The organism is Marinomonas sp. ATLA20 (assembly GCF_057180105.1).
Map to the genome: position 1 here is coordinate 202,800 of NZ_JBXUKU010000002.1, position 26,843 is coordinate 229,642.

At 43.2% G+C, this 26,843-nt stretch carries 29 protein-coding genes; 15 read left to right on the forward strand and 14 right to left on the reverse strand.

What is annotated here, in order from left to right; genetic code table 11:
• Positions 1-116 precede the first annotated feature (116 nt).
• Together AC2A4J_RS05350 and AC2A4J_RS05355 are read left to right on the forward strand one after the other, a co-directional pair.
• Positions 117-473 (forward strand): hypothetical protein, encoded by a 357-nt coding sequence (locus AC2A4J_RS05350; RefSeq protein ID WP_255826370.1) that lies wholly within the window; start codon positions 117-119, stop codon positions 471-473.
• 15 nt (positions 474-488) lie between these two features.
• Entirely contained in the window at positions 489-1,865 is a 1,377-nt protein-coding gene (locus AC2A4J_RS05355; protein ID WP_484175220.1) for a class II fumarate hydratase, read from the forward strand.
• A gap of 80 nt (positions 1,866-1,945) precedes the next feature.
• Here AC2A4J_RS05355 and AC2A4J_RS05360 read toward each other — a convergent pair whose 3' ends face one another.
• Both AC2A4J_RS05360 and AC2A4J_RS05365 read right to left on the reverse strand, forming a co-directional pair.
• Positions 1,946-2,638: an aspartate/glutamate racemase family protein gene (locus AC2A4J_RS05360; RefSeq protein WP_484175221.1), complete on the reverse strand. Its 693-nt coding sequence runs from the start codon at positions 2,636-2,638 to the stop codon at positions 1,946-1,948.
• A 111-nt stretch (positions 2,639-2,749) separates the two neighbouring features.
• Complete coding sequence (locus AC2A4J_RS05365) at positions 2,750-3,205, reverse strand: GNAT family N-acetyltransferase (RefSeq protein WP_484175222.1); 456 nt, start codon at positions 3,203-3,205, stop codon at positions 2,750-2,752.
• A gap of 150 nt (positions 3,206-3,355) precedes the next feature.
• Here AC2A4J_RS05365 and AC2A4J_RS05370 point away from each other — a divergent pair, with 150 nt between their 5' ends.
• Positions 3,356-3,820: a GNAT family N-acetyltransferase gene (locus AC2A4J_RS05370; RefSeq protein ID WP_484175223.1), complete on the forward strand. Its 465-nt coding sequence runs from the start codon at positions 3,356-3,358 to the stop codon at positions 3,818-3,820.
• 26 nt (positions 3,821-3,846) lie between these two features.
• Here AC2A4J_RS05370 and AC2A4J_RS05375 read toward each other — a convergent pair whose 3' ends face one another.
• Positions 3,847-4,110 (reverse strand): DUF3820 family protein, encoded by a 264-nt coding sequence (locus AC2A4J_RS05375; RefSeq protein ID WP_110575824.1) that lies wholly within the window; start codon positions 4,108-4,110, stop codon positions 3,847-3,849.
• A gap of 59 nt (positions 4,111-4,169) precedes the next feature.
• Entirely contained in the window at positions 4,170-5,060 is an 891-nt protein-coding gene (locus tag AC2A4J_RS05380) for a LysR family transcriptional regulator (protein ID WP_255826357.1), read from the reverse strand.
• Positions 5,061-5,251: 191 nt separating this feature from the next.
• Here AC2A4J_RS05380 and AC2A4J_RS05385 point away from each other — a divergent pair, with 191 nt between their 5' ends.
• The 4 genes from AC2A4J_RS05385 (at position 5,252) to AC2A4J_RS05400 (ending at position 9,290) form a co-directional block, all read left to right on the forward strand.
• Positions 5,252-6,370 (forward strand): S-(hydroxymethyl)glutathione dehydrogenase/class III alcohol dehydrogenase, encoded by a 1,119-nt coding sequence (locus tag AC2A4J_RS05385; protein ID WP_484175224.1) that lies wholly within the window; start codon positions 5,252-5,254, stop codon positions 6,368-6,370.
• 91 nt (positions 6,371-6,461) lie between these two features.
• Positions 6,462-7,292, forward strand: coding sequence for an S-formylglutathione hydrolase (fghA, locus tag AC2A4J_RS05390; protein ID WP_484175225.1), 831 nt, complete (start codon positions 6,462-6,464; stop codon positions 7,290-7,292).
• 213 nt (positions 7,293-7,505) lie between these two features.
• Positions 7,506-7,985 carry a GNAT family N-acetyltransferase gene (locus tag AC2A4J_RS05395; RefSeq protein ID WP_205113511.1) on the forward strand — a complete coding sequence of 160 codons (480 nt, stop codon included), beginning with the start codon at positions 7,506-7,508 and terminating at the stop codon, positions 7,983-7,985.
• Positions 7,986-8,129: 144 nt separating this feature from the next.
• Complete coding sequence (locus AC2A4J_RS05400) at positions 8,130-9,290, forward strand: amidohydrolase (RefSeq protein ID WP_255828028.1); 1,161 nt, start codon at positions 8,130-8,132, stop codon at positions 9,288-9,290.
• Between the two features lie 81 nt (positions 9,291-9,371).
• On the opposite strand, the gene AC2A4J_RS05405 is transcribed toward AC2A4J_RS05400, so the two are convergent.
• Positions 9,372-9,716, reverse strand: coding sequence for a cupin domain-containing protein (locus AC2A4J_RS05405; protein WP_110575810.1), 345 nt, complete (start codon positions 9,714-9,716; stop codon positions 9,372-9,374).
• Between the two features lie 217 nt (positions 9,717-9,933).
• Between AC2A4J_RS05405 and AC2A4J_RS05410 the strand changes: the two genes are divergently transcribed.
• Entirely contained in the window at positions 9,934-12,033 is a 2,100-nt protein-coding gene (locus tag AC2A4J_RS05410) for a hypothetical protein (protein ID WP_484175226.1), read from the forward strand.
• 158 nt (positions 12,034-12,191) lie between these two features.
• On the opposite strand, the gene AC2A4J_RS05415 is transcribed toward AC2A4J_RS05410, so the two are convergent.
• Together AC2A4J_RS05415 and AC2A4J_RS05420 are read right to left on the reverse strand one after the other, a co-directional pair.
• Complete coding sequence (locus AC2A4J_RS05415) at positions 12,192-12,515, reverse strand: protein tyrosine phosphatase family protein (protein ID WP_255828030.1); 324 nt, start codon at positions 12,513-12,515, stop codon at positions 12,192-12,194.
• Between the two features lie 26 nt (positions 12,516-12,541).
• Positions 12,542-13,423 (reverse strand): MBL fold metallo-hydrolase, encoded by an 882-nt coding sequence (locus AC2A4J_RS05420; RefSeq protein ID WP_484175227.1) that lies wholly within the window; start codon positions 13,421-13,423, stop codon positions 12,542-12,544.
• A 283-nt stretch (positions 13,424-13,706) separates the two neighbouring features.
• Here AC2A4J_RS05420 and AC2A4J_RS05425 point away from each other — a divergent pair, with 283 nt between their 5' ends.
• Positions 13,707-14,240 (forward strand): YbhB/YbcL family Raf kinase inhibitor-like protein, encoded by a 534-nt coding sequence (locus AC2A4J_RS05425; RefSeq protein WP_484175228.1) that lies wholly within the window; start codon positions 13,707-13,709, stop codon positions 14,238-14,240.
• Positions 14,241-14,263: 23 nt separating this feature from the next.
• Complete coding sequence (locus tag AC2A4J_RS05430; RefSeq protein WP_484175229.1) at positions 14,264-15,034, forward strand: helix-turn-helix transcriptional regulator; 771 nt, start codon at positions 14,264-14,266, stop codon at positions 15,032-15,034.
• A gap of 223 nt (positions 15,035-15,257) precedes the next feature.
• Here the strand turns inward: AC2A4J_RS05430 and AC2A4J_RS05435 are convergent, their stop codons facing one another.
• Positions 15,258-16,880: a methyl-accepting chemotaxis protein gene (locus tag AC2A4J_RS05435; protein WP_484175230.1), complete on the reverse strand. Its 1,623-nt coding sequence runs from the start codon at positions 16,878-16,880 to the stop codon at positions 15,258-15,260.
• A 146-nt stretch (positions 16,881-17,026) separates the two neighbouring features.
• On the opposite strand from AC2A4J_RS05435, the gene AC2A4J_RS05440 reads away from it, so the two are divergent.
• On the forward strand, positions 17,027-17,860 hold the full coding sequence (locus AC2A4J_RS05440) for an SDR family NAD(P)-dependent oxidoreductase (RefSeq protein WP_484175231.1): 834 nt from the start codon (positions 17,027-17,029) through the stop codon (positions 17,858-17,860).
• Between the two features lie 11 nt (positions 17,861-17,871).
• Here the strand turns inward: AC2A4J_RS05440 and AC2A4J_RS05445 are convergent, their stop codons facing one another.
• Both AC2A4J_RS05445 and AC2A4J_RS05450 read right to left on the reverse strand, forming a co-directional pair.
• Positions 17,872-18,885, reverse strand: coding sequence for an alpha/beta hydrolase (locus AC2A4J_RS05445; protein WP_255828036.1), 1,014 nt, complete (start codon positions 18,883-18,885; stop codon positions 17,872-17,874).
• A 17-nt stretch (positions 18,886-18,902) separates the two neighbouring features.
• The gene (locus AC2A4J_RS05450; protein WP_255828037.1) at positions 18,903-19,190 is read right to left on the reverse strand and encodes an HlyU family transcriptional regulator; all 288 of its coding nucleotides are present in this window, start codon (positions 19,188-19,190) and stop codon (positions 18,903-18,905) included.
• A gap of 188 nt (positions 19,191-19,378) precedes the next feature.
• On the opposite strand from AC2A4J_RS05450, the gene AC2A4J_RS05455 reads away from it, so the two are divergent.
• The gene (locus AC2A4J_RS05455) at positions 19,379-19,600 is read left to right on the forward strand and encodes a VF530 family protein (protein WP_110575768.1); all 222 of its coding nucleotides are present in this window, start codon (positions 19,379-19,381) and stop codon (positions 19,598-19,600) included.
• Here AC2A4J_RS05455 and AC2A4J_RS05460 read toward each other — a convergent pair.
• From AC2A4J_RS05460 to AC2A4J_RS05470, 3 genes are all read right to left on the reverse strand, one after another.
• Positions 19,597-20,598: a GGDEF domain-containing protein gene (locus tag AC2A4J_RS05460; protein ID WP_484175232.1), complete on the reverse strand. Its 1,002-nt coding sequence runs from the start codon at positions 20,596-20,598 to the stop codon at positions 19,597-19,599. The genes AC2A4J_RS05455 and AC2A4J_RS05460 overlap by 4 nt on opposite strands.
• Before the next feature lie 53 nt (positions 20,599-20,651).
• Positions 20,652-21,704: a GGDEF domain-containing protein gene (locus AC2A4J_RS05465; RefSeq protein ID WP_370646881.1), complete on the reverse strand. Its 1,053-nt coding sequence runs from the start codon at positions 21,702-21,704 to the stop codon at positions 20,652-20,654.
• 81 nt (positions 21,705-21,785) lie between these two features.
• Positions 21,786-22,262, reverse strand: coding sequence for a LabA-like NYN domain-containing protein (locus tag AC2A4J_RS05470; RefSeq protein ID WP_484175233.1), 477 nt, complete (start codon positions 22,260-22,262; stop codon positions 21,786-21,788).
• 165 nt (positions 22,263-22,427) lie between these two features.
• Between AC2A4J_RS05470 and AC2A4J_RS05475 the strand changes: the two genes are divergently transcribed.
• Complete coding sequence (locus AC2A4J_RS05475) at positions 22,428-22,805, forward strand: DUF4870 family protein (protein WP_114412415.1); 378 nt, start codon at positions 22,428-22,430, stop codon at positions 22,803-22,805.
• Between the two features lie 50 nt (positions 22,806-22,855).
• Here AC2A4J_RS05475 and AC2A4J_RS05480 read toward each other — a convergent pair whose 3' ends face one another.
• A complete protein-coding gene (locus AC2A4J_RS05480; protein WP_484175234.1) occupies positions 22,856-23,788 on the reverse strand; it encodes a hypothetical protein in 933 nt (310 codons plus the stop codon).
• 122 nt (positions 23,789-23,910) lie between these two features.
• Between AC2A4J_RS05480 and AC2A4J_RS05485 the strand changes: the two genes are divergently transcribed.
• Both AC2A4J_RS05485 and AC2A4J_RS05490 read left to right on the forward strand, forming a co-directional pair.
• A complete protein-coding gene (locus AC2A4J_RS05485) occupies positions 23,911-25,317 on the forward strand; it encodes an amidohydrolase (protein ID WP_484175235.1) in 1,407 nt (468 codons plus the stop codon).
• A 176-nt stretch (positions 25,318-25,493) separates the two neighbouring features.
• Entirely contained in the window at positions 25,494-26,837 is a 1,344-nt protein-coding gene (locus tag AC2A4J_RS05490; RefSeq protein ID WP_484175236.1) for a ribonuclease J, read from the forward strand.
• Positions 26,838-26,843: the final 6 nt, after the last annotated feature.

Genomic DNA, 26,843 nt, shown 5'->3' on the forward strand with positions numbered 1-26,843 from the left:
TACTGAAAATTAATAAGAATCGTTATCATCAACTTGACAGATCAGACCTTTCTGCACATTATTGATAATAGTTATCATTTATATTTTGTGTGTAGGAATCTACAGAGGGCGAATCAATGAGTCATTATTTAGTACCATTTTCAGTACTCGAGCAAACCATTCAGGGCGGGCAGTGTGCAGATTCCCCAGAAGTGCTCTATCATTATTTGAACCTAACAGAAGAGTACGCTGAGCGTTTGAGTATTACCGATGCCACTTTACTGCATCAGAGGGTATTTAATGTTTTGCTGGATACGGTTTGTGATAGCAGCATTGCGCCTCACTGGCGTCAGACCTGTTTAGATAAAGTGTATTTGCCCTTGTCGAATCTTAAGCACCTAATTGTAACGTATCAAGATGCTAAGAATTACTTCAAGATGGAGCACAGTTTACGAATATTGAGCCATTACTTTATTTCTTCTTTCGAGCAATAAGGACATCATTTACCAATGAAAATGCGTATTGAAAAAGACAGCATGGGCGAATTAGAGGTCCCAGAAAAAGCACTCTATGGTGCCCAAACACAAAGAGCCATTAATAACTTTCCAATTAGCGATGAGCCATTGCCGGAAGCCTTCATTCGTTCACTTATCTTAATCAAAGCTGCAGCGGCACGCGCCAATGAATCTCTTGAATGCCTAACGCCAGAAATGTCGAAAGCGATTCAAAGTGCCTGTGATGAGCTGTTAGACAGCGACAATCTTATGCAGCATTTTCCTGTGGATGTTTTTCAAACGGGCTCTGGCACCAGCTCAAACATGAATGCCAATGAGGTGATTGCGACATTAGCGAGCACTCATCACGGTTCAGCAGTGAATCCCAATGACCATGTAAATTATGGCCAGAGCAGCAACGATGTCATTCCGAGCGCCATCCATGTGAGCGCAACGTTAGAATTAACTGGTCACCTGTTGCCTGCTTTGACCCATTTGAAAGAGACGATTCTTGAGAAAGGCACTGCGCTGGCTGAGTACACTAAAACAGGCCGCACGCATTTAATGGATGCCATGCCTGTGCGCTTGGATCAAACATTTCATGCGTGGGCGGCACAGCTACAAGACAATATTGATAATTTAACCTATCTTGAAGCTAAGACAACCAAGCTTGCCCAAGGCGGAACGGCTGTCGGGACGGGGATTAATGCTCATCCAGAATTTGCTGAACTATTTGCTAAAGAGTTGTCTTATTTAACAAACGTGACTTTTAGCAAAGGCGACAATTTTTTTGCTCTGATAGGATCCCAAGATACAGCGGTTGCTTTATCCGGCCAGCTAAAGGCGGTTGCTGTGACTTACATGAAAATTGCTAATGACCTGCGCTGGATGAATTCTGGCCCATTGGCGGGATTAGGTGAGATTTCTCTACAAGCCTTGCAACCAGGTTCTTCCATTATGCCTGGTAAAGTAAATCCCGTGATTCCAGAAGCAACAGCTATGGTCGCGGCACAGGTGATAGGTAATGACGCAGCTATTACTATTGGCGGTCAATCAGGTAATTTTGAACTGAATGTTATGCTGCCAATGATTGCTAAGAACTTATTAAACAGCATCAAACTATTGGCAAACAGCGGGCAGCTATTGGCAGATAACGCCATCGCCACGCTAACGGTCAATGAGGATAAATTGAATGAAGCATTGCATCGTAATCCTATTTTGGTGACTGCGCTAAACCCAATTATAGGTTATGGAAAAGCAGCGGAAATCGCGAAAAAAGCCTATAAAGAGGGGCGGCCAGTGGTGGATGTTGCAGAAGAAGAAACAGAGTTAAGCCGAGACGAATTGCTCTCCTTACTCGACCCTGCCAAGTTAACTCATGGTGGGCTGTAGTTTCTTTATTTGGTTGTTCCCTTTCCAAATATAGAAAACCCGAGCCAGCGTTCGCGCTGGCTTTTTTTATGCTTAATTATTTATTCTAATGCCTTATCTACAGCGGCTTTAGCATGAATGTATGTGGTGTCAAACAAAGGCACAGCGACGTGTTCTTGCTTTAGTAATAAAGTGATTTCCGTGCAGCCTTCGATAACAGCTTGTGCCCCGCTGGCTTGTAAGCGATTTACAATATCGATATAGATCTGTCTTGATTCAGGAAGAATTTTCCCAAGGCATAACTCTTCGTAAATAATTCTATGTATCTCGTCCCTGTCTTGCTGCGATGGCGTGATTACCTCTAAACCATATTGATCCTCTAGACGCTTAATATAGAAGTCTTCTTCCATCGAATAGCGTGTACCAATAAAGCCTACTTTTTGATGCTTCTGCTTCACAAGCTCCTTGGCTGTTGCATCGGCAATATGCAGCAAAGGGGTGTGTATTGCACTTTGAACAACGTCCGCTACCTTGTGCATAGTGTTGGTAGCAATAAGAATGAAATCTGCCTGAGCTTGCTCTAATCGCTTGGCTTCTAGAGCGAGTATTTCGCCTAACTGTAACCAATCGCCTTGATGTTGTAAGCGCTCAATTTCCGCAAAATCGACACTGGATAAAACAATCTTGGCGGAATGTAATCCGCCAAGGCGCTGTTTGGTTAACTCGTTGATGGTTTTGTAATATAAGGCGGAAGATTCCCAACTCATGCCACCAATAATGCCGATCGTTTTCATGCCCGTCTCCTTCGCTCTTCATCGTGAATACTAAAAGTTTAGCGGGCTTATTTAACGGCTGTAATGTACAGATGGAGAAAATAAACCATGGAACTGTAATGGCTTATTCGATTAAAGCGCTCTGGTCATAAATACGCTGTAAGGGTCCAGTTTGTAATCGGAGAAGGGGCCGCATTCACTAAAGTCATGCTTGGCGTAAAGCTTTCTAGCTGGCTCGAAAAAGTCTTGTGACCCGGTTTCTAGGCTGATTTTATTGAGTCCTTTTTGCTTGGCTGTATCGAGAATATGACGTAGTAGGGTAGAGGCAACGCCCTTTTTGCGAGCGGCGCTGGTAGTACGCATGGATTTAATTTCACCGTGAGTGCCATTTAGTGTTTTAAGTGCACCACAGCCGAGTAATTGGCTGTCTTCCCAAACGGTCCAAAAGGTAATGTTTGGTTTTTTTAGTCCTTCTAGATCTAATGCAAAAACGCATTCTGGTGGAGATGTGGCAAACATATCTTCAAGGTGATCTGTGAGTATTTGTTTGACTTCTGGGCCAGATAGATCGTCGATTCTTATGTCCATTTAGTGTATTTTCCTTGTCATAATGTTGATGTAGTAAGTGTGGAATTAAGCAAAATTTATACCTTAATTTATTACTCTGGTGAGAGAAAGCAAAGGTGTATACTCAGATTCAAACAGACTTAAAATTAAGGAAAATGCATAAGGTGTAATATGACAGATCGAGTGAGTTTACGACCTGCCAATATGAAAGACGCTGAAAAACTTTTTATATGGCGCAATGATCCAGAAACCCGTCACGCGTCTCATAACACCGATGAAGTCGTGTTGGAATCACATTATGCATGGTTAAAAGCATCCTTGAGCAATCCTGAGAAAAGGCTTTTGTGGATAGCTGAAGTAGATGGAATCGCGGTTGGGTCTTGTCGAGCGGACCGTTTGGGAAATGCGTGGGAGCTATCATGGACCATTGCACCGGAAGCGCGCGGAAAAGGCTTGGCCCATCAAATGTTGTCTAAATTGGTGCGCTACTTTGATGAGCCTCTGTTGGCGGAAGTTAAAGCAGATAACATTGCTTCTATCAAAGTGGCAGAAGGTTCTGGATTCGTTCTAAAGAGAAACGGAAATAAAGACGGCAATACATTAATTTATAGCCGAAAGCCTAATGAAAAATCTTAGAAAATGTAGGATTGGAAAGTAGGCGTTTAATCATCAAAGCGAATGCGAACCTTAGGTTCGTCTGGCTTTTTTTCAGCCGGTTTTCGCAAAGGGTCGACCAGTTTTTCTAAACCATTGATTTTGATTTCCAGTGCTAGCTGCAACCATTGTCCTAAATTGCCATTCGGCCAACCTTCGTGAGCAAACCACAGTAAATAGGCTTCTGGTAGATCGATCAACACACGGCCTTGGTATTTACCAAATGGCATGGTTTGACGAGCAACTTGGACGAGATCTTCTTGTGAAAACATGGGCTTCGCTTAATGATGCTTAAGAATGAGTATGTGGAGCGTATTTAACCATACGTGAGTTATTTGGCAAATGGCGGATCTTGTTTAAAGCGTTGAATCAAATAGTCACAAATACTCTGTAGCTTCGGCGATGGCTGACGTACCTTGGGGTAAACCAGCCAAACACCGCTGTAGGGATACTGATATTGCGTTAACAAGGGGATGAGCTTGCCACTGGCAAGGTCGTCGCCGACGTAATAGTCTGGTAGCTGAGCAATTCCCAAGCCTTTTCTAACCGCATCTAGTAAAGCTGGGCCTGAATTACTGCGCCAGTTACTGCTCACTTTTACTTCTTTACGTTGCCCATCTTGCTGAAACAACCAGTGGGTTTTTGAACCAATTAGACAGCTGTGTTTGCTTAATTCCGCCAGCGTATGCGGCATGCCGTGTTGGTCTATGTATTCCCGCGATGCACAAAGGTATTCCTCACGGTCACATAAACGTCGTGACAAATGGCTTGAGTCCTTCATGGCGCCCATGCGAATAGCAAGGTCGTAACCTTCCTCTATCAAATCTACCGATCGGTTCGTTAGATGAAAATCCAGTTCTATCTTTGGATGATTCAGCAGAAAGTCATTCATTAATGGTGCAATGTAACGTTCGCCAAAGGTCGTGGCACAGGTCATTTTGAACGAGCCAATAGGAGCTTGATTGAGCGTTGAAATGACTTCTTCGGCGCTACTTAACGCTTCTGGCAAGCCGCGACAATGCTGATAGTAAAGCTCACCCGCGTCACTTAAGCGAATACGGCGTGTGGTTCGAAACAGTAGGGTAGTTTCAAGCTCCGCCTCTAGTTGGGTGATCAATCGACTAATGTGCGAAGCGGATACGCTAAGCTTTATCGCTGCGGCTGAAAAGCTGCCTTGTCTGACAACTTCTACGAACGCTTCCATGGCTTCCCAGTTTTTCATAGTCTTTTTGTACCGTTAAAAGAGGTTTGGCTTGATGCTTGAGTTGTTACATTATAACTAAAATGAAGGTTTTTAAAATGATTGTTGCTATATAGCAATAATCATTTTCCAAATTGGGCATTATCCTTGTAATCATTTGCGTCTACACTGATTGCATCGAAAATGAATCAAAACACACTTTGGAGTACGCAATGAAATGTAAAGCAGCTGTTGCTTGGGGCCCAGGCCAACCTCTTAAAATCGAAGAAGTTGACGTTCAAGATCCGCAAAAAGGCGAAGTGCTAGTTCGCATGGTTGCTACGGGTGTTTGTCACACTGATGCGTTCACTTTGTCTGGTGAAGATCCAGAAGGTATTTTCCCTGCAATCCTAGGCCATGAAGGCGCGGGTGTTGTTGAAGCTGTAGGCGAAGGCGTTACGACTCTAAAAGTGGGCGATCATGTTATCCCACTTTACACAGCTGAATGTGGCGTGTGTAAATTCTGTAAGTCTGGCAAAACTAACCTTTGCCAAGCGGTTCGTGAAACACAAGGTAAAGGCCTTATGCCAGATGGCACAAGCCGTTTCAGCATCAATGGCGAGCCTATTTTCCATTACATGGGGACGTCTACTTTTTCTGAATACAGCGTTGTACCAGAAATCTCTTTGGCAAAAATCCACGTTGATGCGCCACTAGAGAAAGTCTGCTTGTTAGGTTGTGGTATCACAACAGGTATCGGTGCGGTACTAAACACAGCGAAAGTTGAAAAAGGCGATACCGTTGCTATCTTCGGTCTTGGCGGTATTGGTCTGTCTTGTATCCAAGGTGCTCGCATGGCGGGTGCTTCTCGCATTATCGCGATCGACATTAACGAATCTAAATTCGAGATGGCGAAACAATTCGGCGCAACTGACTGCGTTAACCCGAAAAACTTTGACGCGCCAATTCAGCAAGTGATTGTTGATATGACAGACGGCGGTGTAGATTACTCTTTCGAGTGTATCGGTAACGTACAAGTGATGCGTTCTGCTCTTGAGTGCTGCCATAAAGGTTGGGGTGAATCCATTATCATTGGTGTTGCTGGCGCAGGCCAAGAAATCTCCACTCGTCCGTTCCAATTGGTAACTGGTCGAGTCTGGAAGGGTTCTGCTTTCGGTGGCGTAAAAGGTCGCAGCCAATTACCAGGTTACGTAGAAGACTACATGAATGGCAAGATCGAAATCGATCCATTCGTAACGCACACTATGCCACTTGAGCAAATCAACGAAGCGTTTGACTTGATGCACAAAGGCGAGAGTATTCGTACTGTTATCCTTTTTGACCAAAAGTAATCGTTAAGATCAGTCGAACTAATCCCGTTAGCCATTTTGCTGTCACTCTTTAATCAGAAACAAGCAAATGGCTAACGTTTAGGAGAAGAATATGGAACTTTTATCTAGCACCAAAAGCTTCGGCGGTTGGTTGAAGCGTTATAAGCATGAAAGTTTGTCAGTAAAAAGCGAAATGACTTTTGCTATTTACCTACCACCACAAGCAGAAACGCAAAAAGTGCCTGTTTTGTATTGGTTGTCAGGTCTGACCTGTAACGATGAGAACTTCACGCAAAAAGCGGGTGCCTTTCGTAAAGCAGCGGAGCTAGGCTTAGCTATTGTTTGTCCCGATACCAGCCCTCGTGGCACGGATTATCCAAATGAACACGAAAGTTACGACTTTGGTTCTGCGGCAGGGTTTTATATCAATGCGACGGTTGAACCTTATTCGCACACGTATCACATGTACGATTACGTGGTTCAAGAGCTGCCGCATTTGGTTGAAGCCAACTTTCCTGTGACCGACAAGCGTTCTATCTCTGGTCACTCCATGGGTGGGCATGGTGCTTTGATTTGCGCGTTGAAGAACCCAGGCAAGTATCAATCTGTCTCAGCGTTCGCACCGATCGTTAATCCAACTAACTGTCCTTGGGGCGAAAAAGCCTTTACTGGATACTTAGGTGAAGACAAAGCCACTTGGAACGAATGGGACGCCACTTTGCTGATCGAGAACGCAAGTGAGCGCTTACCATTGTTTATTGATCAAGGCGAAGCCGATAACTTCTTGGTAGAACAACTTAAACCAGAAGCCCTAGAAGCAGCCTGTGAAAAAGCCGGACACCCGATTACGCTACGTCGTCAACCGGGCTACGACCACAGCTACTTCTTCATCGCCAGCTTTATCGACGATCATTTAGAGCATCATTCCAGAGCCTTGGGTTAGCACTTAGTTTTCTCTTCTTTGGAATCGAAAAAGCGAGCTGCGGCTCGCTTTTTTATTGCCTGAAAACTTTTTAAAACAACGCTTGGTTTACTCTTGTCCTATATCTATGTGTGAGAGAATATTTTTACCAGAACTATTCTGTATGATAGAAATATAGCGCAAATATTGTTTGGAGCTTTTGAGCTAGCTAGCAGTTAACAAGGAAATTATTCTATGAATCTCACTATCCGAGCAGCAAAAATAGAAGAGCTAGAGTCGATTGAAGCATTAATCAATCGCTCCACGCGTGAGCTTCAGCGTGGGTTTTATGAGGAATCAGAGATTGAAGCGGCGTTGGAGTTGATTAGTGGTTTAGATACTCTCATCCACTCTGGACAGTATTTTGTTGCCGAAATAGATAGGCGAATTGCTGGCTGTGGCGGTGTATCTTTGTCATTGGATGAAGAAACGAGTGCCGAGATTCGAGGCTTCTTTGTTGCACCTGAATATGCCAGAAAAGGTGTCGCTTCAAGCGTGTTTGATTATTGTGAAAAGTATTGCTCTGAAAGAGGTGTTAAGTCGTTGTTTTTAGCTTCCACTTTGTCGGGTGAGTCTTTTTACCGAAAACGAGGTTTTACCGAGATTGGGCGTGTTCAAGAGCCGCTTTCTAATGGCCAATTTTTTCAGTTGGTAAATATGAAAAAGCAGCTTTAATTTTTAATGACTAAAATACGTTTGTCCTATGCTTTCTCTTTGATGTGTACAATTCCCTTATAAGTTTGACAATCTTGATATGTGTGATGACTGGAATGACGGCAACAAAAGTCACTCGTAATATCTTAATTAACAGGCCCAACTATGCAATCTTTTGATGAGTTAATCGCGTTACGTAAAACCCTTCATCAGAACCCTGAGTTGTCTAATCAAGAGCAAGCGACGGCAGCTCGAATTCTCGAAGAGTTTCAGGCTTTCTCTGCGGATGAAGTTATTACCGATCTTGGCGGAACGGGTCTGGCGTTTGTATTCAATGGCGCTGAAAGTGGGCCAACGACTTTGATTCGTAGTGAGTTGGATGCCTTACCGATTGAAGAAACCAATAGCTTTGCACACCGCTCACAGGTGAAAGGCGTTTCTCATAAATGCGGTCATGATGGGCACATGAGTATTGTGACAGCATTGGGTGCGGAATTGGCGAAACATCGTCCTAAGAAGGGGCGTGTCGTGCTGTGTTTTCAACCGGCAGAAGAAACTGGTATGGGGGCGATTCAAGTCGTAAACGATGCGCGTTTTGCGGCTCTCCTTCCGGATTATGCTTTTGCATTGCACAATTACCCTGGCTTAGAGCTAGGCAAGGTTGCAGTGCGAGCGGGCACGTTCAATTGTGCGTCTCGGGGCATGATTATCCATTTAAAAGGCAAAACCTCCCACGCGGCGCATCCTGAAAATGGCGTCAGTCCTGCCAATGCCATGTGCAAAATTATCCAAGAACTGAACTCTCTGCCAGCAAAGATTCCGCAACAAGTGGCCACAGGGCGAAATTGGGTAACGGTTATCCACGCAAAATTAGGCGAAATTGCCTTTGGTACGGCGCCAGGCGATGCCGTGGTTATGGTGACGTTGCGCAGTGAAAGTAATGAAGGTATGCAAGCTCTGGTAGAGGAAGCCGAGCGCTTTTCTCAAACTGTGGCAAAGAGTGAAAACCTAAGCATTTCGTTTGAATACGATGATGCGTTTCAGGCTAGCGTGAACTCTCAACAAGGCTGTGATTTGGTCGTCTGTGCTTGTGATAACACTCAAACGCCTTTTTTATTATTAGATGAACCAATGCGTTGGTCGGAGGATTTTGGACAGTTTACCGCGACAGCCAAAGAAGGAGCTATGTTTGCCTTGGGTGCTGGGCAAGCTAGCCCGCAATTACACAACCCTGATTACGACTTTCCCGATGGGTTGCTTCCCGTTGGTCGTGATTTGTTTCTGGATATTATTCGTCAGTTAAATGGTCTGGATCGTGGCCGTTAGTAAAAAATGCCAGCAGACAGAAACGACTATTTGCTGGCATTTATTGAGATACGTTTGTTACCGACTACTTTGACGTGCTATTTAAGCGAATACAAAGTATTTACGAACGGTTTCTACTACTTCCCAAGTACCTTTCATACCTGGCTCGATAACAAATACATCACCTGCTTTTAGGTGCTTTGGCTCTTCGCCTTCTGGTGTGATGATGCAGTAGCCTTCTAAGAAATGGCAAAATTCCCATTTGTCGTAGTTCACTTCAAACTTGCCAGGGGTACAGATCCAAGTCCCCATGATTTTGCTGCCGTCTGCTGAAAGGTAAGCGTTTAGGTTTACTGTATGCGGATCGCCACCAATACGAGTCCATTTTGTTGCGTTTACCACAGGGGTAGGGCAGGTTTCACGCATGACGGTGATAAAGTCAGACATAGTAGCTCCAGATTGTAAGTTGAGTTAAAGGTCATAAATTGTAGGGTGCGGATGACTTAGGGGGTTGTCTGTTTACGTCATAAATATCCTTTAAACAGTTGTTAACATCTGTCATGGCTCTTCATCCTGTTTAACGCTAAAATCTGGCCGTTTTAAATACGTGATTTTCAACATCATTTAATGCATTTTTATAAGTGCTCATTTTGAAGGATTCATAATGAAGGTAAAAATTTTTAAAGCGGCTGCCGTTGTGGTTTGTCTGTCTTCCGCTGCCGCATTCGGCTTTAACTTGGATGTTTTTGGCTGGTTTCAAAAAGGCAATTCGATCGACCGCATGATTGAATATGTCCCTGCTGATACGGCGCTTTTTCTAGGCGGTGTCTCGAATGAAGAACTTGTTACCAGTTCTGACGAGATGATGGCGCAGTTGAAAGGCAATGGCGACGCCGAAGTTGTGATGGAGTTGCTCGAATCTTTGCCTCCCAGTAAGGGCTTGGATTTTGTTAATTGGTTGGTGAAAGACTATTACGACGTTGCACCTAATGGTGGCATGGAAATATACCAACATTACGGTCTTGATATTGAAGGTGCGAGCGTTATTTATCTGGATGGGGTCTTTCCTGTTGCGCGTATAGCGTTAGAAAATGAAGAGACGTTTTTGACGCTGATAAAGCAAGCAGCACAAGAAACCGATGTCACCCTTGGTTCTGAAACGATTGCTGGTCAGGCGTTAACGACGGTTGAGCTGGTAAACAAAGATGATGTCGTGCTGAAACTGGGTTTTATGATCAAGGATAAGGTGCTGACAGCGGCTGTTATATCGCAAAAAGAAGATAAAGGAGCGCAAGAGCAGCGCTTTGCATTGGCGAAACCTGCGCAGCCTATGTCTGCTGACAGTTGGAAGAACGATGGTGAGGCTTATAACTTCTTAGCGGCTTCTCATGGTTATATGAGTTTGCAGAACATTGCGAATGCGATCTTAGATAAAGACTCCCGCGCTCACAAACAAGTGAAAGCATTGGTGGGTGATGACTTGCCAGAATTGAGTGCTGCACAAATGCAATGTAAAGCCGACATCGTCAATATTGTGTCTGGTGTCCCACGTGTGGTCTTTGGCCTGAATAGCTATGACATTCAAGGCGATGACATGGCAGTAGGCTTCTCTTACGCATTAGAAATTAAAAATGCCAGCATTCTCGGTGAGTTAAATAAATTACGTGGTTTTATCCCAAGTTATTTGAAAGCCGATAATGATTTGACGATTGGCTTGGGGGTTGGAGTAGCATCTGATGCTGTTTCGCCTGTGTTGACGAGCTTGTGGCGCCAATTCACAAAAGCTGACTTTAGCTGTGAACCATTACTAACAGCTCAAACAAAATTGCGTGAACAGAACCCTGCCGCACTTTCTGTATTTACCGGCATGGCGCAAGGTTTATCGGGCGTGAGTGTCGGTATCTTTGATCTTGCAAAAGATGAGAGCAGTCAAATAGGCGTGAAATACGATGCTATTGCGACTCTTACCAGTGATAAGCCAGACGTATTGGCAGCACTTGCTGCTCAGTATATCCCTATGCTTCGCGGTATTCAGATTCCAACCGACGGAAGTGCAGTAAATCTAGCTGACAGCGGCTTGCCGATTGATGCATTCGTGGCGATTAAGGGTAAGCATTTAGTCGCTTACACTGGTGAGAAAAGTAAACAAATTGCTGAGCAGTTAGCAACGGAAGAAGTGACTCAAAATGGCATGGTTGCCGTCGCTATGGACAGCACTAAGTTAAGCGATTTGCTGATGAATTTTGGGCAATACACTGCCAAGATGGGGAGCGATTGTACGGACTTGTACACAGCTTCCGCGGCGCTGAGTGGCTTGCCATTTACGTTAAATATTCAAGAAGGCTTTAACGACAAAGGTTACGAAAGTAATTGGTCTATGTATGTTGAAGATTTAGCTGAAATCAAAAATATTAAGCGTAAAGATTTGCTAAACAGTTTTAACGTAGAGTACTTAGATGAGCAGTGCAACTGGATTGATACGGGAATTGAAACCTTTAATGAAGATGGCACCGGCACCTTTGTTGATACGGATGAGTCTGACAGCTGTAATGTATATGAAAGTCGTTTTAACTGGTCGCACTCGATGCTTATGATTACGGAAAGTGGCTCGGACACACAGTTCCGTAGTGGCTGTGATAGCGAATGGGAACAACAAGAAAGTGTCGACTTTAGCTGCCAAATCTTAAGTGCAAAAGACAATTCGTTTTATTGCTTGCAAGACGATAGCGAGTACAAAGCGCTTTATCGTTATACACAGAAGTAATTCGCTCCGCGTTAATTTAGAGCTTTATTATGCGCATAAGAAATCCAATAGCTTTGCCGCTATTGGATTTTTTTTATCGCAAGTTTATATATTAGGTCACCTTATTTAGCGTTGGTAAATACGATGCCCATGAATAGAATATCCGGCGCTAGAAAAGGTTATTGCGCCGCTTGCCAAATCTGGCCAGAGCGGTTCCCTGTTCGACAATAAGCGTGAATGTTTTTAGCGTTTTGAATGGCTGCTTTAAAAGCTTCGACATCGGACTCTGCCATTTGTCCGCCTACAAAGGGGATGTGCTCCGCTCGGATATCTTTCTCTTTCGCATATGCGGCAATGTCGGCAAATGGAAGTTGTCCTTCCTCTTCACCGTCGGGTCGATTGCAGATAATAAGCGTGACGCCAGATTTTGCTAAGGTGTCTACATCGTCCAAGCTGATCTGCTCAGACACGGAATAGTTGTCTGTGATTATTTTGCGTAACATAGCTACTCTCTTTATAGAATTATTTTTTATTTGAATGCATTCAAAGGAACTTTTAGATACGACAAACCATTGTCTTCTGGTTCAGGCATGTGTCCCGCTCTCATATTAATTTGCAGCGATGGCAAAATTAGGCGAGGCATGGCCAATGTCTTGTCACGGGTTTCACGTAATTCCACAAAGATTTCTTTGCTCATGCCTTTTTTAACATGAATGTTCAATTCGCGTTGGGCTTTGACTGTGGTTTCATATTCTAGTTCGCGACCGTTGGGACAATAGTCATGGCACATGAAAATGCGATGATCTTCTGGTAACGACAATATCTTTTGTACCGAATCGAACAATATGCCTGCATCTCCACCGGGAAAGTCTGCACGTGCAGTGCCAGCATCTGGCATAAATAAAGTATCGCCAACAAAAACCGCATCACCTAAAACATGGGTGAAACAAGCTGGTGTGTGGCCTGGCGTATGAAGCGCAGTACATAGCATCGAGCCGACATGATAGTGTTCATTGTCATTAAACAGGTGATCAAATTGTGAGCCATCTAATTTAAATGCCGTGCCTTCATTGAATATCTTGCCAAAGGTGTCTTGCACTATGGTGATTTGCTTTCCAATACCTATTTTGCCACCGACTTTGCTTTGAATATAGGGTGCTGCAGAAAGGTGATCTGCATGGACATGAGTTTCAATTAACCATTCTACCTCTAGTTTATGTGTGGTGATGTACTCAATAATTTCGTCAGCACCTGTATGGGAAGTGCCGCCAGATGCATAGTCAAAGTCCAATACGCTGTCGACGATGGCGCAGCTAGAAGAGGCCGGATCTTTAACGACATAAGAAAAGGTATTGGAGTCTTTATCAAAAAACGTGACAACACTGGGGTGGAAGAGAGAGTCAGTAGTCATTTTTTGCCTCGTTGAAGTTGTTGAGTCAAAGATGTCTTAATATTAGTTGTATCTAATATAGTTGAGTGTCGGTATATTTAAAAGATATTTTTTAGCCCTGTTGATGTAAAACTTAACTCTTGTCTGCTCTGTCCTTGTTTGAAAAAATGAAAAAACAGTGTCTTATTACGAAAAGTATCAAATAATTGATTATTGTTTGAAATAAGATGTTTTTGGTCGGGTTTATGTTATCTGAGCTCTTTACTATAACGACTTTAAAGGTTGAAATAGTAAGGTGAAAATAATGAAAAAAGTATTACTGATATCGGTGGCGTTAAGCGGATTGGTCTCCATGAGCAGCAATGCGTTTGAGCTAACAAGCCAAGACATTCAAGAAGGGCAGAAAATCCCACAGGCGTTTGAATTTAATAGTTTTGGTTGTGATGGAGAGAATAAATCTCCTCAATTAGCGTGGACGGATCCACCTAAGGGGACGAAGAGCTTCGCTATTACCGTGTACGATCCAGATGCACCAACAGGCAGTGGCTGGTGGCATTGGTCGGCTTTTAATATTCCTGCTTCGGTTACGTCTTTAGCTCAAGGTGCTGACTTAACGAAGCTTGGTGCGACAGAGCTTAAATCTGATTACGGTAGTGTTGGCTTTGGCGGTTTTTGTCCACCAAAAGGCGATAATATGCATCGTTATCAATTTACTGTTTGGGCACTACCTGTGGAAAAGCTGGACTTAAGTGCTGATGTTTCACCGGCACTGGCGGGTTATACGGTACGTAGTATGGCTCTGGGCAAGGCAGTATTAGTCGCGCCTTATAATCGTTAACGAATCATCGGCTAGGAGTGAAAATGGGCCCTGCTTTTAAAGTTAGCCAAATGTATGGTGTGCAAACACAGCGAATGCGTAATGTAGCAATTCTTACTCCTAGCCTTTTTAAAATTCGCTCAGGGCGAAAACGGCTATTTTGGCAAGATGACGTGTTGGATTTTGATGCCTCAACACTTTTGTTAACAAAAGCAGGGCAACAATTGACGTTTGAAAACGAGCCGACTAAAGAGCGTTTTTTGTCAGCACAGATGAGTTTTCAACGACCGCCTCCAGAAGCCATGATAGAGCTTAGTATCACAGTGAATGCTCAGCGAACGCCAAGCTTTAAACCCAGTCGATCTTTGATGGCGAGTCTCGATTTTTTGTTTGAATTGGATACGGATGGATTGAGTGAAACGACTCAAGCGTATTGGTTAAATGGTTTTTACCAACAACTGGCCGAAGTAGGGAAGCTACATCTACTCTTTGATGGGCATTTTGTGCCTTTTGCGCAAAAAGTGACTGAACTGTTGCAACAAACGCCATGGCAGGATTATCAATTAGATCAAGTCGCCGTGCATTTTTCGATGAGTCGAGCTACATTGATTCGTCGTTTAAAAGATGAAAATACACAGTTTAGAACCTTATTGACTCGAGTACGTATGAATCATGCGATTAGCTTGATGCAACAAGGGTATCGACAGCAAATAGACATTGCTGTTCGTTGCGGTTACCAGTCTCAAGAACGTTTTAGTCAGCGTTTTTTTAAGTCGTTTGGGGTGACACCAAATGAATACATAAAGACACTTTAATCGGTGTCTTTGAATGAAAAGTTACCCTAGTTTCTTCTTGAAGCGTAACGACGCAATGATGATTTCGCCTATGGTAAACAATCCTAGCTATAGGGCATCTTTACCTAATTGGTATTAAGTGGGGGGGATTTAAATGCGGTTTTTATTTTTTGCTAGTCACTGTCTTTCGAAAAGAAGAGAAGAGCATTTTGCTCATCTCTTCATAATTGGTTAGAAAGTGAAATCAAGCAAACTGGAATTGTTTGATTTTTTTGCTTAAGTCATCGGTCATGTTGGCAATCATGGTGCTGCCTTCAGAGACTTGTTGAGAATCTTCGAGGACTTTTTCAGAGACCTCTCGAATGCCCATAATGTTGTGATTTATCTCTTCTGCGACTGTACCTTGTTGTTCCGCAGCAGAGGCGATTTGATGACTACGAGCGGACACATCGTCTACTTGTATTAACATGTTTTTCAAGTTTTCAGCGGCGACATGCATTCTGTCCGCGCCGCGCTCTGCTTGTTGAGTACTGGTCGCCATGGATGTGGATGCTTCTTTTGATTGGTGCTGAAGCTTTTCGATAATGGATCGAATCTCGACCGTTGAGCCTTGTGTTCGGCTGGCCAGTGAGCGAACTTCATCTGCTACGACGGCAAAGCCTCGGCCGAGTTCTCCTGCGCGAGCCGCTTCGATTGCTGCGTTTAAGGCAAGTAGGTTGGTTTGCTCGGAAATATCACCGATAACACCTAAAACAGAATCGATATCTCCAGTTTGTTCAAGCAACTTGATGATGACGTCGTTAGCGCCTTCTATGTTTTTAGTCAGAGTTTGAATGTCTTCATTTGTCGCGTCTAAGTCTTGGCTGCTTTGACGGGTGATGGTTTGTACTGTTTGTGTGGCATCTGCTGTGTCTTTGGCATGCTGTGCGACGTCCCGAATGGAGTAAGACATTTCGTTCATGGCGGTAGCAAGCATTTCGACTTCTTGGAATTGGTGATCCATTCCTTGCTTGGTGTGCAGACTGTTACTTTGCATTTGAACGCAAACAGCTTGCAGTTCTGTGATGGCGTGGTCGACTTCGAGTAAAGTATCGTTTAATGATTCAGATGCGCGGTTTGCCGCCTTGGCTAGAATACCTATTTCGTCTCCGCGTTGCATGTCTAGTTGTTTAGTAAGATCACCATCTGAAATATGCTGAAGGTGTTCTGTCACAGTTTTAAGAGGACGTGTGATATTACGTACAATAGTGACACTTCCGATAAGAGCAATAAGTACTAGAATCAGTTCGATCACCGCCGATTTTTGCACTGCCGCCCAAAATATATTTGTCACACCGCTGTATAGCACGCCACTGCCAAGGACCCAGCCCCAAGGTTGATAGCCTTTTACATAAGAGACTTTGTCTTCAGGTTTTGAAACTTGTGGGCCTTTGTAGGCATAGTGAACATAACCTTCACCTTTGTTTTTCACTATAGAGACCATTGCTTGCCAATGATGAAAGCCATTGACGTCAGTCACATTGGCCATGCTTTTTCCTGTGATTTCTGGTTTGAAAGGGTGCATGAGTAACTTGGCTTGCATGTCATTGACCCAGAAATAGCCTTCGTTACCAAAGCGAAGGGCAGATAGCGCTGCTAAAGCAGACTGTTTAGCTTGTTCTTCGCCAATAATAGCTGCTTGGTCGCCATAATATTTTACGAGGGAATAAGCGCTATCGACTTGTTCTTTCACTTGTAATTGTCGTGCGTTGAGTAATTCGCTGTGCAGTTCGCTATAGGCCATCGCGCTAAAAACGATGAGTAACGTGACTAAAGTGGCAATAAGTCCCCATAGTTTGTAGCTTACTTTGATTGAACTTAGCTTCATACGACATCCCTATTAATGTTTATTTTATAAGCAGAGATTATGGGCTGGAGTGCGGGTTGAGATTGTGATCGAAATCAATATAAAAGCACTTTGTTTGGCATTTTGTTAACATCCAAGAACTGAAGAATTTTTCATAAGGAATCGCAATGCAATATTCTATTCTTATCACTGGTTGTTCGACGGGAATTGGGCTGGAAGCCGCCAGAATGCTTCAAGAGCGTGATTTTCTTGTGGTAGCAAGTTGCCGTAAACAAGACGACGTGGATGCGTTAAAAGCTCAAGGCATCAAACACGTTGTTCAGTTGGATTTAGCCAATTCGGCTTCAATAGAAAAAGGCTTGCAAGAAACACTGGCGATTACCAATGGTCAGCTCTTTGCTTTGTTTAATAATGGCGCTTACGGCCAGCCAGGGGCCATTGAAGATTTGCCGGTTGATGCGTTAAGAGCACAGTTTGAGTGTAATTTCTTTGGTACTCATGAACTTACGATCAAAGTACTGAAAATCATGTTAGCTCAAGGTTACGGTCGTATTGTAAATAATAGCTCTGTGCTCGGCTTGGTTGCTGCGCCGTTCCGTGGTGCTTACAACGCCAGTAAATTTGCTTTAGAGGGCCTAACCGATACCTTACGCTTGGAGTTGTCGGATACGCCGATAAAAGTGAGTTTGATTGAACCTGGCCCCATTGAAAGTCGTTTCCGTGCGAATGCGTTGCTTGCTCTGCAAGACAATATCGATATGGAAAATAGCCGTCACCAAAAAGGTTATGCGGAAGCGATTGCGCGTTTGAGCAAAGAGGGAGCGACCTCATCGCAAACCTTGCCAGCCAGTGCAGTGGTTGAAAAATTGATTCATGCCTTGGAATCACCTCGTCCAAGAGCGCGTTATTACGTGACTATGCCAACATATGCGGCTGTCATTATGAAACGCGTATTACCAACTTGTTTGTTAGATTGGGTCATGCGACGTCAGGGGGCGTAATGGCTATTTAGTTAGGCGTTTGCATCGAGTGTTTTTAACCATTCCGTCATGGCCGCTAAATAAGCATCGCGGGCGGTTTGGTGAGACAAATACAAGTCATGGAAACCTTGGGGAATAGCCACTTGCGTGAGGTTGGTGAAGGTCTTTTTGGCGGCTTGCTGCATGCTGTCGACATCTAATACACCATCACCAAGCTGCACTTCTTTTACGGTGCGTTTTCCAATAGTACTGATTTCTGAACGGCACATCAGCGTTGGTATGCTGAGGCGCTGATTAGCAAGATTACGCTGCGCAACAATGACTTCTCTTAACCAATGGAAAGATAAATCAAAGCCATGCGAGGGCTTCCAATCCAAGCGGTAATCCCATTCACCGTCGTATATTGTGTGCAGAGACTTTGAGTAAATATTGATTTTTTTTGCCCGCAAATAGGAAAACGGCAATAAAGAAACCAGAATTCGAACAGGCCAGCTAACAAAATTTAACACGGCTGGTGGAAAAGGCAGAGCAAGGAATGGACTGTTGAGCATGAGCCCAACCACGTCAGGAAAAGCCTTATTGTAATGGCTCTCTCGTTCTGGCAAGGCATAAGGTTGTGCTAAATAAGTTGATACCACTAAGCCGCCAGTGGAATGTCCGAGTATGACGACTTGATCTACCCCGTCTTGTTTCATGGTTGCTAAGGCAATGTCTAAATCTTGTCCGTATTGTTCAATAGACTCACACCAGTTTGGCGGTGTAGAAGGGCGGATAGAGCGGCCATAGCCTTGTAAGTCCAGGGCATAAAAGCGATAGCCCAAATTGATAAAATGCTCAGCCAAACCCGTTTGGAAAAAATAATCCGTGTAGCCATGTACGTATAAAATGGCTTTGGTTGCCGATGGGTTGCCAAGGTGATGAATGAGTGTGGTGTGGACTTGGGTTTTCGGTCCAGCAAAAGAAAAAGTGCGGGCACGAAAGTCGGCACCCAATAGGTCTTCACATTCGTTTACTTGTTGCCAGTGTTGTCCTATTGGTGTGCTCATTATACTTTTCCTTTGTATTAGCCGAAAATATTGTCACCCAGTTGATCAATGGTGAGCTTGGCTTTGCGCAAGGTTATTTCAATGCATTCGTCGCGGTTTGGCATTAAATCTGAGCGAATGAAATTGTGTGTTTTTTGCTCTTCGCCTTCACCTTTGGTAATGGTTGCAGCGACTCTGTATTGGCCACCATCTTTCATCGGTGCTGGTATAATTGAAAAGCCTTTGTGTTCTACGACGTCTTCTGTTTTTTCTGGTGCGCTTTCGCCGCCAGCAAATAGCCCTTTAAGGCCAGATAAAATACCCATTAATACATTCTCCTATACTTTTCTCTATTTTTCGGGGATTTATTGTAATAGTCAAATACCGTCGTATTATTTATTTTAATCGTCAGCTTACTACAAGCTGGGGAGAATTTTGAATAAAAAGTGAGTTTGTCATAGCTTGCTGTATACTCTCGGCTAAATTGCTAATTGAGTCACAGGAATAAATAGATATGGTCGGAACACAAGCTAATAACCCTTTGCATGGCGTTAAACTAGAGAAGGTTGTCACGGATCTGGTGGAGCATTACGGTTGGGAAGAGTTGGCTATTCGCATCAATATTAATTGTTTTAAAAGCGATCCATCGGTTAAGTCTAGTCTTAAGTTTTTGCGTAAAACGCCTTGGGCGAGAGACAAGGTTGAAGCGCTTTTTTTGGAAACCTTTAGCCGTTAACCGCAGACTCTATTTCGCCCCTCATGTTTTGCTTGATAGAGTTTTTGATCCGCAGCTCGAAGGAAGTAGGCAAATTCATGGTCGGGGTGAAGTGAACTCAAGCCTATGCTCACAGTCAGTTTGATGTCTTCTTTGTGGCTGTAGAATACGTTTCTTTCTATCGCTATGCGTATTTCTTCTGCCTTAGTGTAGGCTTCAATATTACTAATATCTTTATATAAAACAACAAACTCTTCACCACCTAGGCGATATATTTCTTTGCCTTGAACACACTCCTTCAACACATTCGCGACGTTAATAAGCACAGAGTCGCCAATATCATGCCCATATTTATCATTGATGTTTTTGAAGTGGTCAATATCAATAATAAGCATGTGTAGACAGTCGAAACTTTTATGGAAGGCTCTAAAATCCGCTTTAAGAGCGTGACGATTTTGCAAATCGGTCAGGTCGTCTTGTAATGCAAGAGAGTGTAGAAACTTACTGGTTTTTTGGTTCTGAACTTCGTAAATATGACACACAAGCCAAATTGAGCAATAGACAAGCGTGAAGTTAAACACAGTTCTAAACGGCATGAATAGATTTGTGTCGGTGCGAATAAATATCACCACCGCAGCCAATAAAACCACCACAGCGCTAAAAATAAAGCCTTTTTTTAAGCCAAATAGGCTGTAGTACCAGAAGGGTAAGGCGAGCCCCCAATAGGTTGCACCGGCTACGAGCTCCATTATTGCGATAGAAAGTAAAATGTTGAGAGTGAGTAATGAAAGCAAAGCGTAGCTGTGCCAAGGGCGGTATAGGCCTTTTGATGAAGTATAAAAACAATAACCACTAAAAATAGCGACAATGAATTGTACGGCACCAATTCCCAGCTTTTGCATTGTAATCATGTTAAGTAGGAAATAGATGCTGTTCAATACACAAATTAGGATACTTAACCATTTGTGGAATGATGCCGGAGTCACTGCCGTTTGCGGGAGATGTCTTGTGGTCATCATTAATTAATTCGCTTAAGGATATGTGACAAAAAGTTGTATGCCAACATGATCGACTAAACCGCCTCGGTTACATGCATAGGTCCATAATGGACCAAATTACGGCCTTTATTTTTTGCGGAGTAGAGGTTTTTGTCTGCGTCTCGTAAAAATTCTCTGAAGGATTGGCCTTTTTGGAGTTGCGCTATACCAATACTGACGGTGATTTTAATGCTTTGTAGATGGGCTCGAAATACTGTTTTTTCGACTTCTTTGCGAATTTTTTCAGCAAAATCATAAGCCTGATTTTGTGTGTGGTTTTTTAAAGTAATCAGAAACTCTTCTCCGCCTATACGATAAACATGCTCATCATGCGTCAAATAGTGAAGTAGTTCAGTCATTTCAAGTAACACTGAATCACCAACATCGTGACCAAATTCATCATTTACGCTTTTAAAATAGTCAATATCAATGATCAATAAGCGAGCTTCTTCTGTTTCAACTTTTAAGAATGGATCAACCGGTGCATTATTGAAATTGTCAAAGAACAGTTTTAATGCATGACGGTTTTGCGCCCCCGTTAATGGGTCTTGGAAAGCCATTTTTTCGAGTAATAGACTGCTTTTTGCGTACTGGCTTTCGTATAAATAACAAATACCGTAGGACAAAAAATAGGCTAATACGAAATTAAGAATGGCCCGATAGGGGAGGAAGTTCTCGGTATCAGATTTAATGAATAAAATAGCAAGGGCAGGCAAGGACAAGATAATTGTATAGAAAAGACCAAGTTTAGGACCTGCTAATAAACAATATAAAGGCGGTAGAATAAGAAGCCAATAGATAGAACCTGCTCTTAGATCTGCAAAATAAAAGGAAGATAAAACAACGGCAGTCATTGAAAAAGCCAACATATAATGATGCCATTCATGCGTTTTTTCTAATAAAGCCTTTCTAAAAGAGTATAGATTCAGCAGGCCAAAGACGGCATCAATAACCCCGATAGTTACTTGGTTTAACATAACGACATTAATGAAGCAGAAAAAAATCATAATGGCACCGGTGGCAAGGCTAAGCCACTTATGCAGTATGTCTCTTGTTTCTAATAATAAGGAGTTGGTCTGAGTTATCATGTTTTACTTTTTGTATATAAAATAATCAGTAAGGGTTCTTAAGGCGACATATTCTCTCTTAAAAATATAGATGAGTTTTATCTATTTAAGTAACAATTTGTTACCGATGGCGGTGAAGTCATCTGCAGCATTGATTAATGACTGCGCGGTTAAGGATTCAACACCGTAGACTTCTACCCTGGTTTGGTATTTTTCCCTGAGTGTTTTTGCCAAAATATCGAAGTCGCCATCGCCAGAAAGCAGAACAAGGACATCGCTGTCTTTGCCATGTTCTATGCCATCGATGGCAATGCCCACATCCCAATCTCCTTTTGCCGAACCATCCGAGCGCTGAATAAAAGGCTTTAATTTCACCTCAAAGCCAATCGCACGTAAAATGTTTTGAAACTGACGCTGTTTTTCATCGCCTCGGTCTATAGCGTAAGCGATAGCCTTGACTACATTGCGACCTTCTGTGGCCTGTTGCCAAAAAGTGTTGTAGTCGAAAGAACGCCCAAATGCTTGTCTCGAGGTGTAATAGACATTTTGAACATCGACTAAAATCGTCACGTTTGTCATGGTATTCCTTGGCAGTATGGGTGAAAACAGAACGGAAAAAGACCACGTTACAAGTATTCGTAGTGAAAAGAAATCATAAAGCTGATAAGAAGAGGGCGATAATTTTCAAACTATCCCCATTATGCTTATTAGACAAAATTTTATTGAATAACGGAGTGTTTGAATATGTCCGGATTTGAGCCTGATAATCGCTTTAAACCGCTAACACCAAGAGAGGAAAATGCTAAAAGTAATGTAGTGATTGCTTATATTTTTATGCTGCTGGGCATATTTACTGGTGTGTTTTGGTTTATTGGTGCGATTTGGGCCATGGTGAAAGCGGACGAAGCTCGCGGCACGTTTTTTGAAGACCACTACGCTAATATCATTGGTACTTTTTGGTGGGGAATTTTCTGGAGTGTCGTGGGTGTGATATTAGCGTTCTTCTTTATTGGTTATATTGTGTTGCTTGGTGTCTGGATTTGGTCAATTTTCAGAATGGTGAAAGGCATCGCCAGAGCGACTTCTAACCAATCTTATCGCGAAATGTTTAATCCTTTTTAGACGTTTTTTACAGCCCATTTGTCCACGCACTTGGGCTGTAAATAAGCGTTCTACTTGGTTGATAGTTCCATCTTACTGTCTTTATAAAGCGTACCTTCGTTTGCCAGTAGTGCGAGCTCTTTTAGGCTAATCGCTGATGAAGGCGACAGCGTTAGATTTAGCTTTTCTGGTTGCTTTAAAAACGTCAGTAACGTCTCGGCAATCTGCTCTGCTTCTTTTGAGTTAGCTGGTGCAAGACCTAATGCTTGGCTCATATATTTCAGCCCGTTTAACTGGTTTTCATTTGAGTCGCGTGAGATCGCTGACTTAGGGACCAGATGAGCAATCAATCCTGACTCTTCGTATTCCACTTTTAAAGAATGCACTTCGATGGCATCACCATAAATGATGGGGAGAGCTTCTGGCTGACCTAATGCAAAAGAAGCAATTACATCGGAACGCAGATTATCCATCGCAATGGTTTTATCTAATACACTTATATCTGACGCCCAAGCTAGCTTGCCAATATCTTTAATGTCTAGCGCGAAGCTTGATGACACTTTGTTACCCTCCACCTTGGAAGTAAAAGAGCCTTTGCCCAGTAAGGTTTCGATTCCAGCAGCACGCATTAGGTTTCTTGTATCACGGGATAGACTGTCTATTGGACTTTCTTGAATCCAAAAATCCACATCTAGATCGGGGTATTTGATTGGGTAGCTGTTCAACGAGATTCTGGCAAATCTTAGCCATGGAGAATACTCATTACCAAAACTGACATTTTCTAGCGAAGGGGTGAGGGTGAAGGGATCAAGGTGAACACTTTCATAGTGAACAAAAGGAGCGAGGCCAGATAGCTCTAGTTGTTCTTGAATCTTTTGCTCTGCGTAATCCCCGCCAAAGCGCTGTACTGCGTAGATGACCAAAACAGCGAAACAAGAGAGTAAAATAAAGTAGGTTACTGCTTTGCCAAGGCCGTTCTTAAATTTGCTTCCGATATTATTCAATTTCTCATCCTAGATTTTCAGCTTGTGTCTGTGTTGGAATAAAACATGCAGGTATTATTGAGCAATGTTGTCGCTATTAAAGGACGACTAACTTGGAACATTATCTAATAAAGGACAATCGAATGCAGTTTAAAAAAAGTGTCTTATTGGCAGTATTAGCAACAACGACGTTATCTGTGCCATCTTGGGGCGCAGAATCTGTCGACTTGCTAATCAAAGACGCTACCATTTTGACCATGGATAAAAGCAAAACACTTTATCAAAATGGTGTGATCGCAATTAAAGGCAACAAAATACTAGCAGTGGGTGAAGCGTCATTAGCGGACCAATTTGACGCAGAAAAAGTGTTGGATGTGGATGGGGATATCGTCATGCCAGGTTTAATCAACACCCACACACATGTATCTATGAGCGTTTTACGTTCTTTGGCAGATGATGTGCCAGATCGTTTACATCGTTATATTTTCCCTCTTGAAAACAAGCTTATCACCCGCGATATGGTGCGTATCGGTGCTAATCTTGGTAACGTTGAGATGCTACGTGGTGGTGTGACGACTTACGCTGATATGTATTACTTTGAAGATGAAGTGGCGAAAACGGTCGATAAAATTGGCATGCGAGTAGTGCTTGGTGAAACTGTCATTAAGTTTCCTGTAGCCGATGCGAAAAATGCCGAAGAAGGTATTAACTATGCGTTAAAATTCATTGAAGAATACAAAGATCACCCACGTATTACGCCAGCGTTTGCACCTCATGCGCCTTATACCAACACCACGGAAGTATTGCAGCGAGTGTCGGATTTATCCAAAGAGAAAAGTGTTCCTGTTTTGATTCATTTGGCTGAATCTCACACAGAGCAGGAAAAAATTGCAGCGCGTGCAGATGGTAAAAGCCCAGTGCAGTACATGCATGATATTGGTGCTTTGAATGAGCATTTAGTTGGCGCTCATATGATCCTAGTAGACGACCATGATATTGAGCTTGTTAAAAAAAGTGGTATGGGCGTGGCGCATAACATGAGCGCGAATATTAAATCGGCGAAAGGTGTTTCTCCAGCCTTGAAAATGTATGACGAAGGCGTACGCATTGGTTTAGGTACAGATGGCCCAATGTCCGGTAATAACCTAAGTACGATTGCGGAGTTTGGTCAGGTCGCTAAAGTTCATAAGTTAGTAAACCAAGATCGTGCTGCTATGCCACCGATTAAAGTCATTGATATGGCAACAATGGGCTCTGCAAAAGCATTGCATATGGAAGATCGCGTTGGTTCATTGGAAGTTGGAAAACTAGCGGACATTATTGTTGTCGACACCAAAGCGCCACATATGGTGCCAATGTATAACCCATATTCTGCCTTGGTTTACTCGGCCTATCCTAGCGATGTTCGACACAGCATAGTCGATGGAAAAATCCTCATGGAAGACAAAAAAATTCTCACCGTAGATGAAGCGGCTATCTTGAAAGAGGCTCAAGACTATACTCAAACCGTACGAGATACAGTGATAGCGAATGGTGAAGAAGTTCTATAAGCCATTTTTGAGATTTTTCTGATTTGATAAAAACCTCTTTTTACCTCAAAAGTAGAAAGAGTTTTTTTATTTTGGCTTCTTTTATCCAATCGCTACGAGTGTGCTGGGATATTGATGAAAAATGCGTACCATAGAGAGGATTGACTAGTATTCACAAGGAGTGCGTTATTTCATCTTTGATTCCCTCGCAAGAGGACTTATGGTTTTTGCCTTTAGGTGGCACCGGCGAGATTGGCATGAACATGAACCTTTATGGTCACGATGGCCAATGGTTGATGGTCGATTGCGGTGTTTCCTTCAATGAGCCATTAACGCCTGATGATTTGCGTACGTCCGAAATAGTATGTGCCGATCCACTGTTTATCAGCGAGCAAAAAGAGCGTTTAGCAGGCATCGTTATTACACATGCCCATGAAGACCATGTGGGCGCTTTGCCTTTTTTGTGGCGGCGTTTCAAATGCCCTGTTTACACCACGGCATTTACCGCCGAAGTGCTGCGCCGTAAGTTGGTTCAAGTGGGCTTAACTGATCAAGTACCGATTATCGAAGTGAAAGAAAATGAAACCAAAAAAATTGGCGTGTTTAATGTCAAATGGTTGGCATTAACACATTCTGTGCCTGAACCTTATGCCATGACCATCGACACACCTGCAGGAAAAATCTTTCATACAGGTGATTGGAAAATTGATAAGACTCCGATTCTTGGTGACGGTTTTTCTCCCTCCGGCTTTAAAGCCCTAGCCAAAGAAAATATTCTTGCCATGGTATGTGATTCCACGAATGCGCTGAAGGATGGTTTTTCGCCGTCAGAAAGCGATTGCTATCATGGCTTATTAAAAACCATCGAGGCAGAAAAGAACCGTGTCGTAGTGGGGTGTTTCAGCAGTAATGTCGCGCGTTTAGTAGCATTGGGGCAAATAGCAAAAGAGACGGGCCGATACCTTGCCTTGATTGGAAGGTCGCTGATAAATATGGTCAGTGCTGCTCGAGTAACTGGACATTGGCCAGATGATTTACCGATTATCGATGCCGCGCATCTTGGTTATTTGCCAAGAGAAGAAGTACTGGCAGTAGTGACTGGAAGCCAAGGGGAGCCAAGGGCTACCTTGAATCGTTTAGCTGCAGATAATTGTTTTGATTTGAGTCTTGAAGCCGATGATTTGGTGATTTTTAGTTCCATGCGGATTCCGGGTAATGAGCTAGCCATAGACAGATTAGCCGAGCAATTTAACGGTCGGAAAATCCGCACCTTGCAAGCCCATGAAACAGACTTAACCATTCATGTTAGTGGTCATCCTTGCCGTGAAGAGCTTAAGCAGCTTTATACTTGGGTACAACCACAATTGGCTATTCCGGTTCATGGCGAGCCGCAACATTTGGATGCTCACGCTGAAGTGGCGAAACTCAGTCATGTGCCAGATCAATTAATTGGTCGAAATGGCGACTTATACCAGCTAGCGCCAAACGTGAGCATTCGACGTCAGCAAGTAAAAGTGGGGCGGATTGCGCTGCTTAGGTAAAGACAG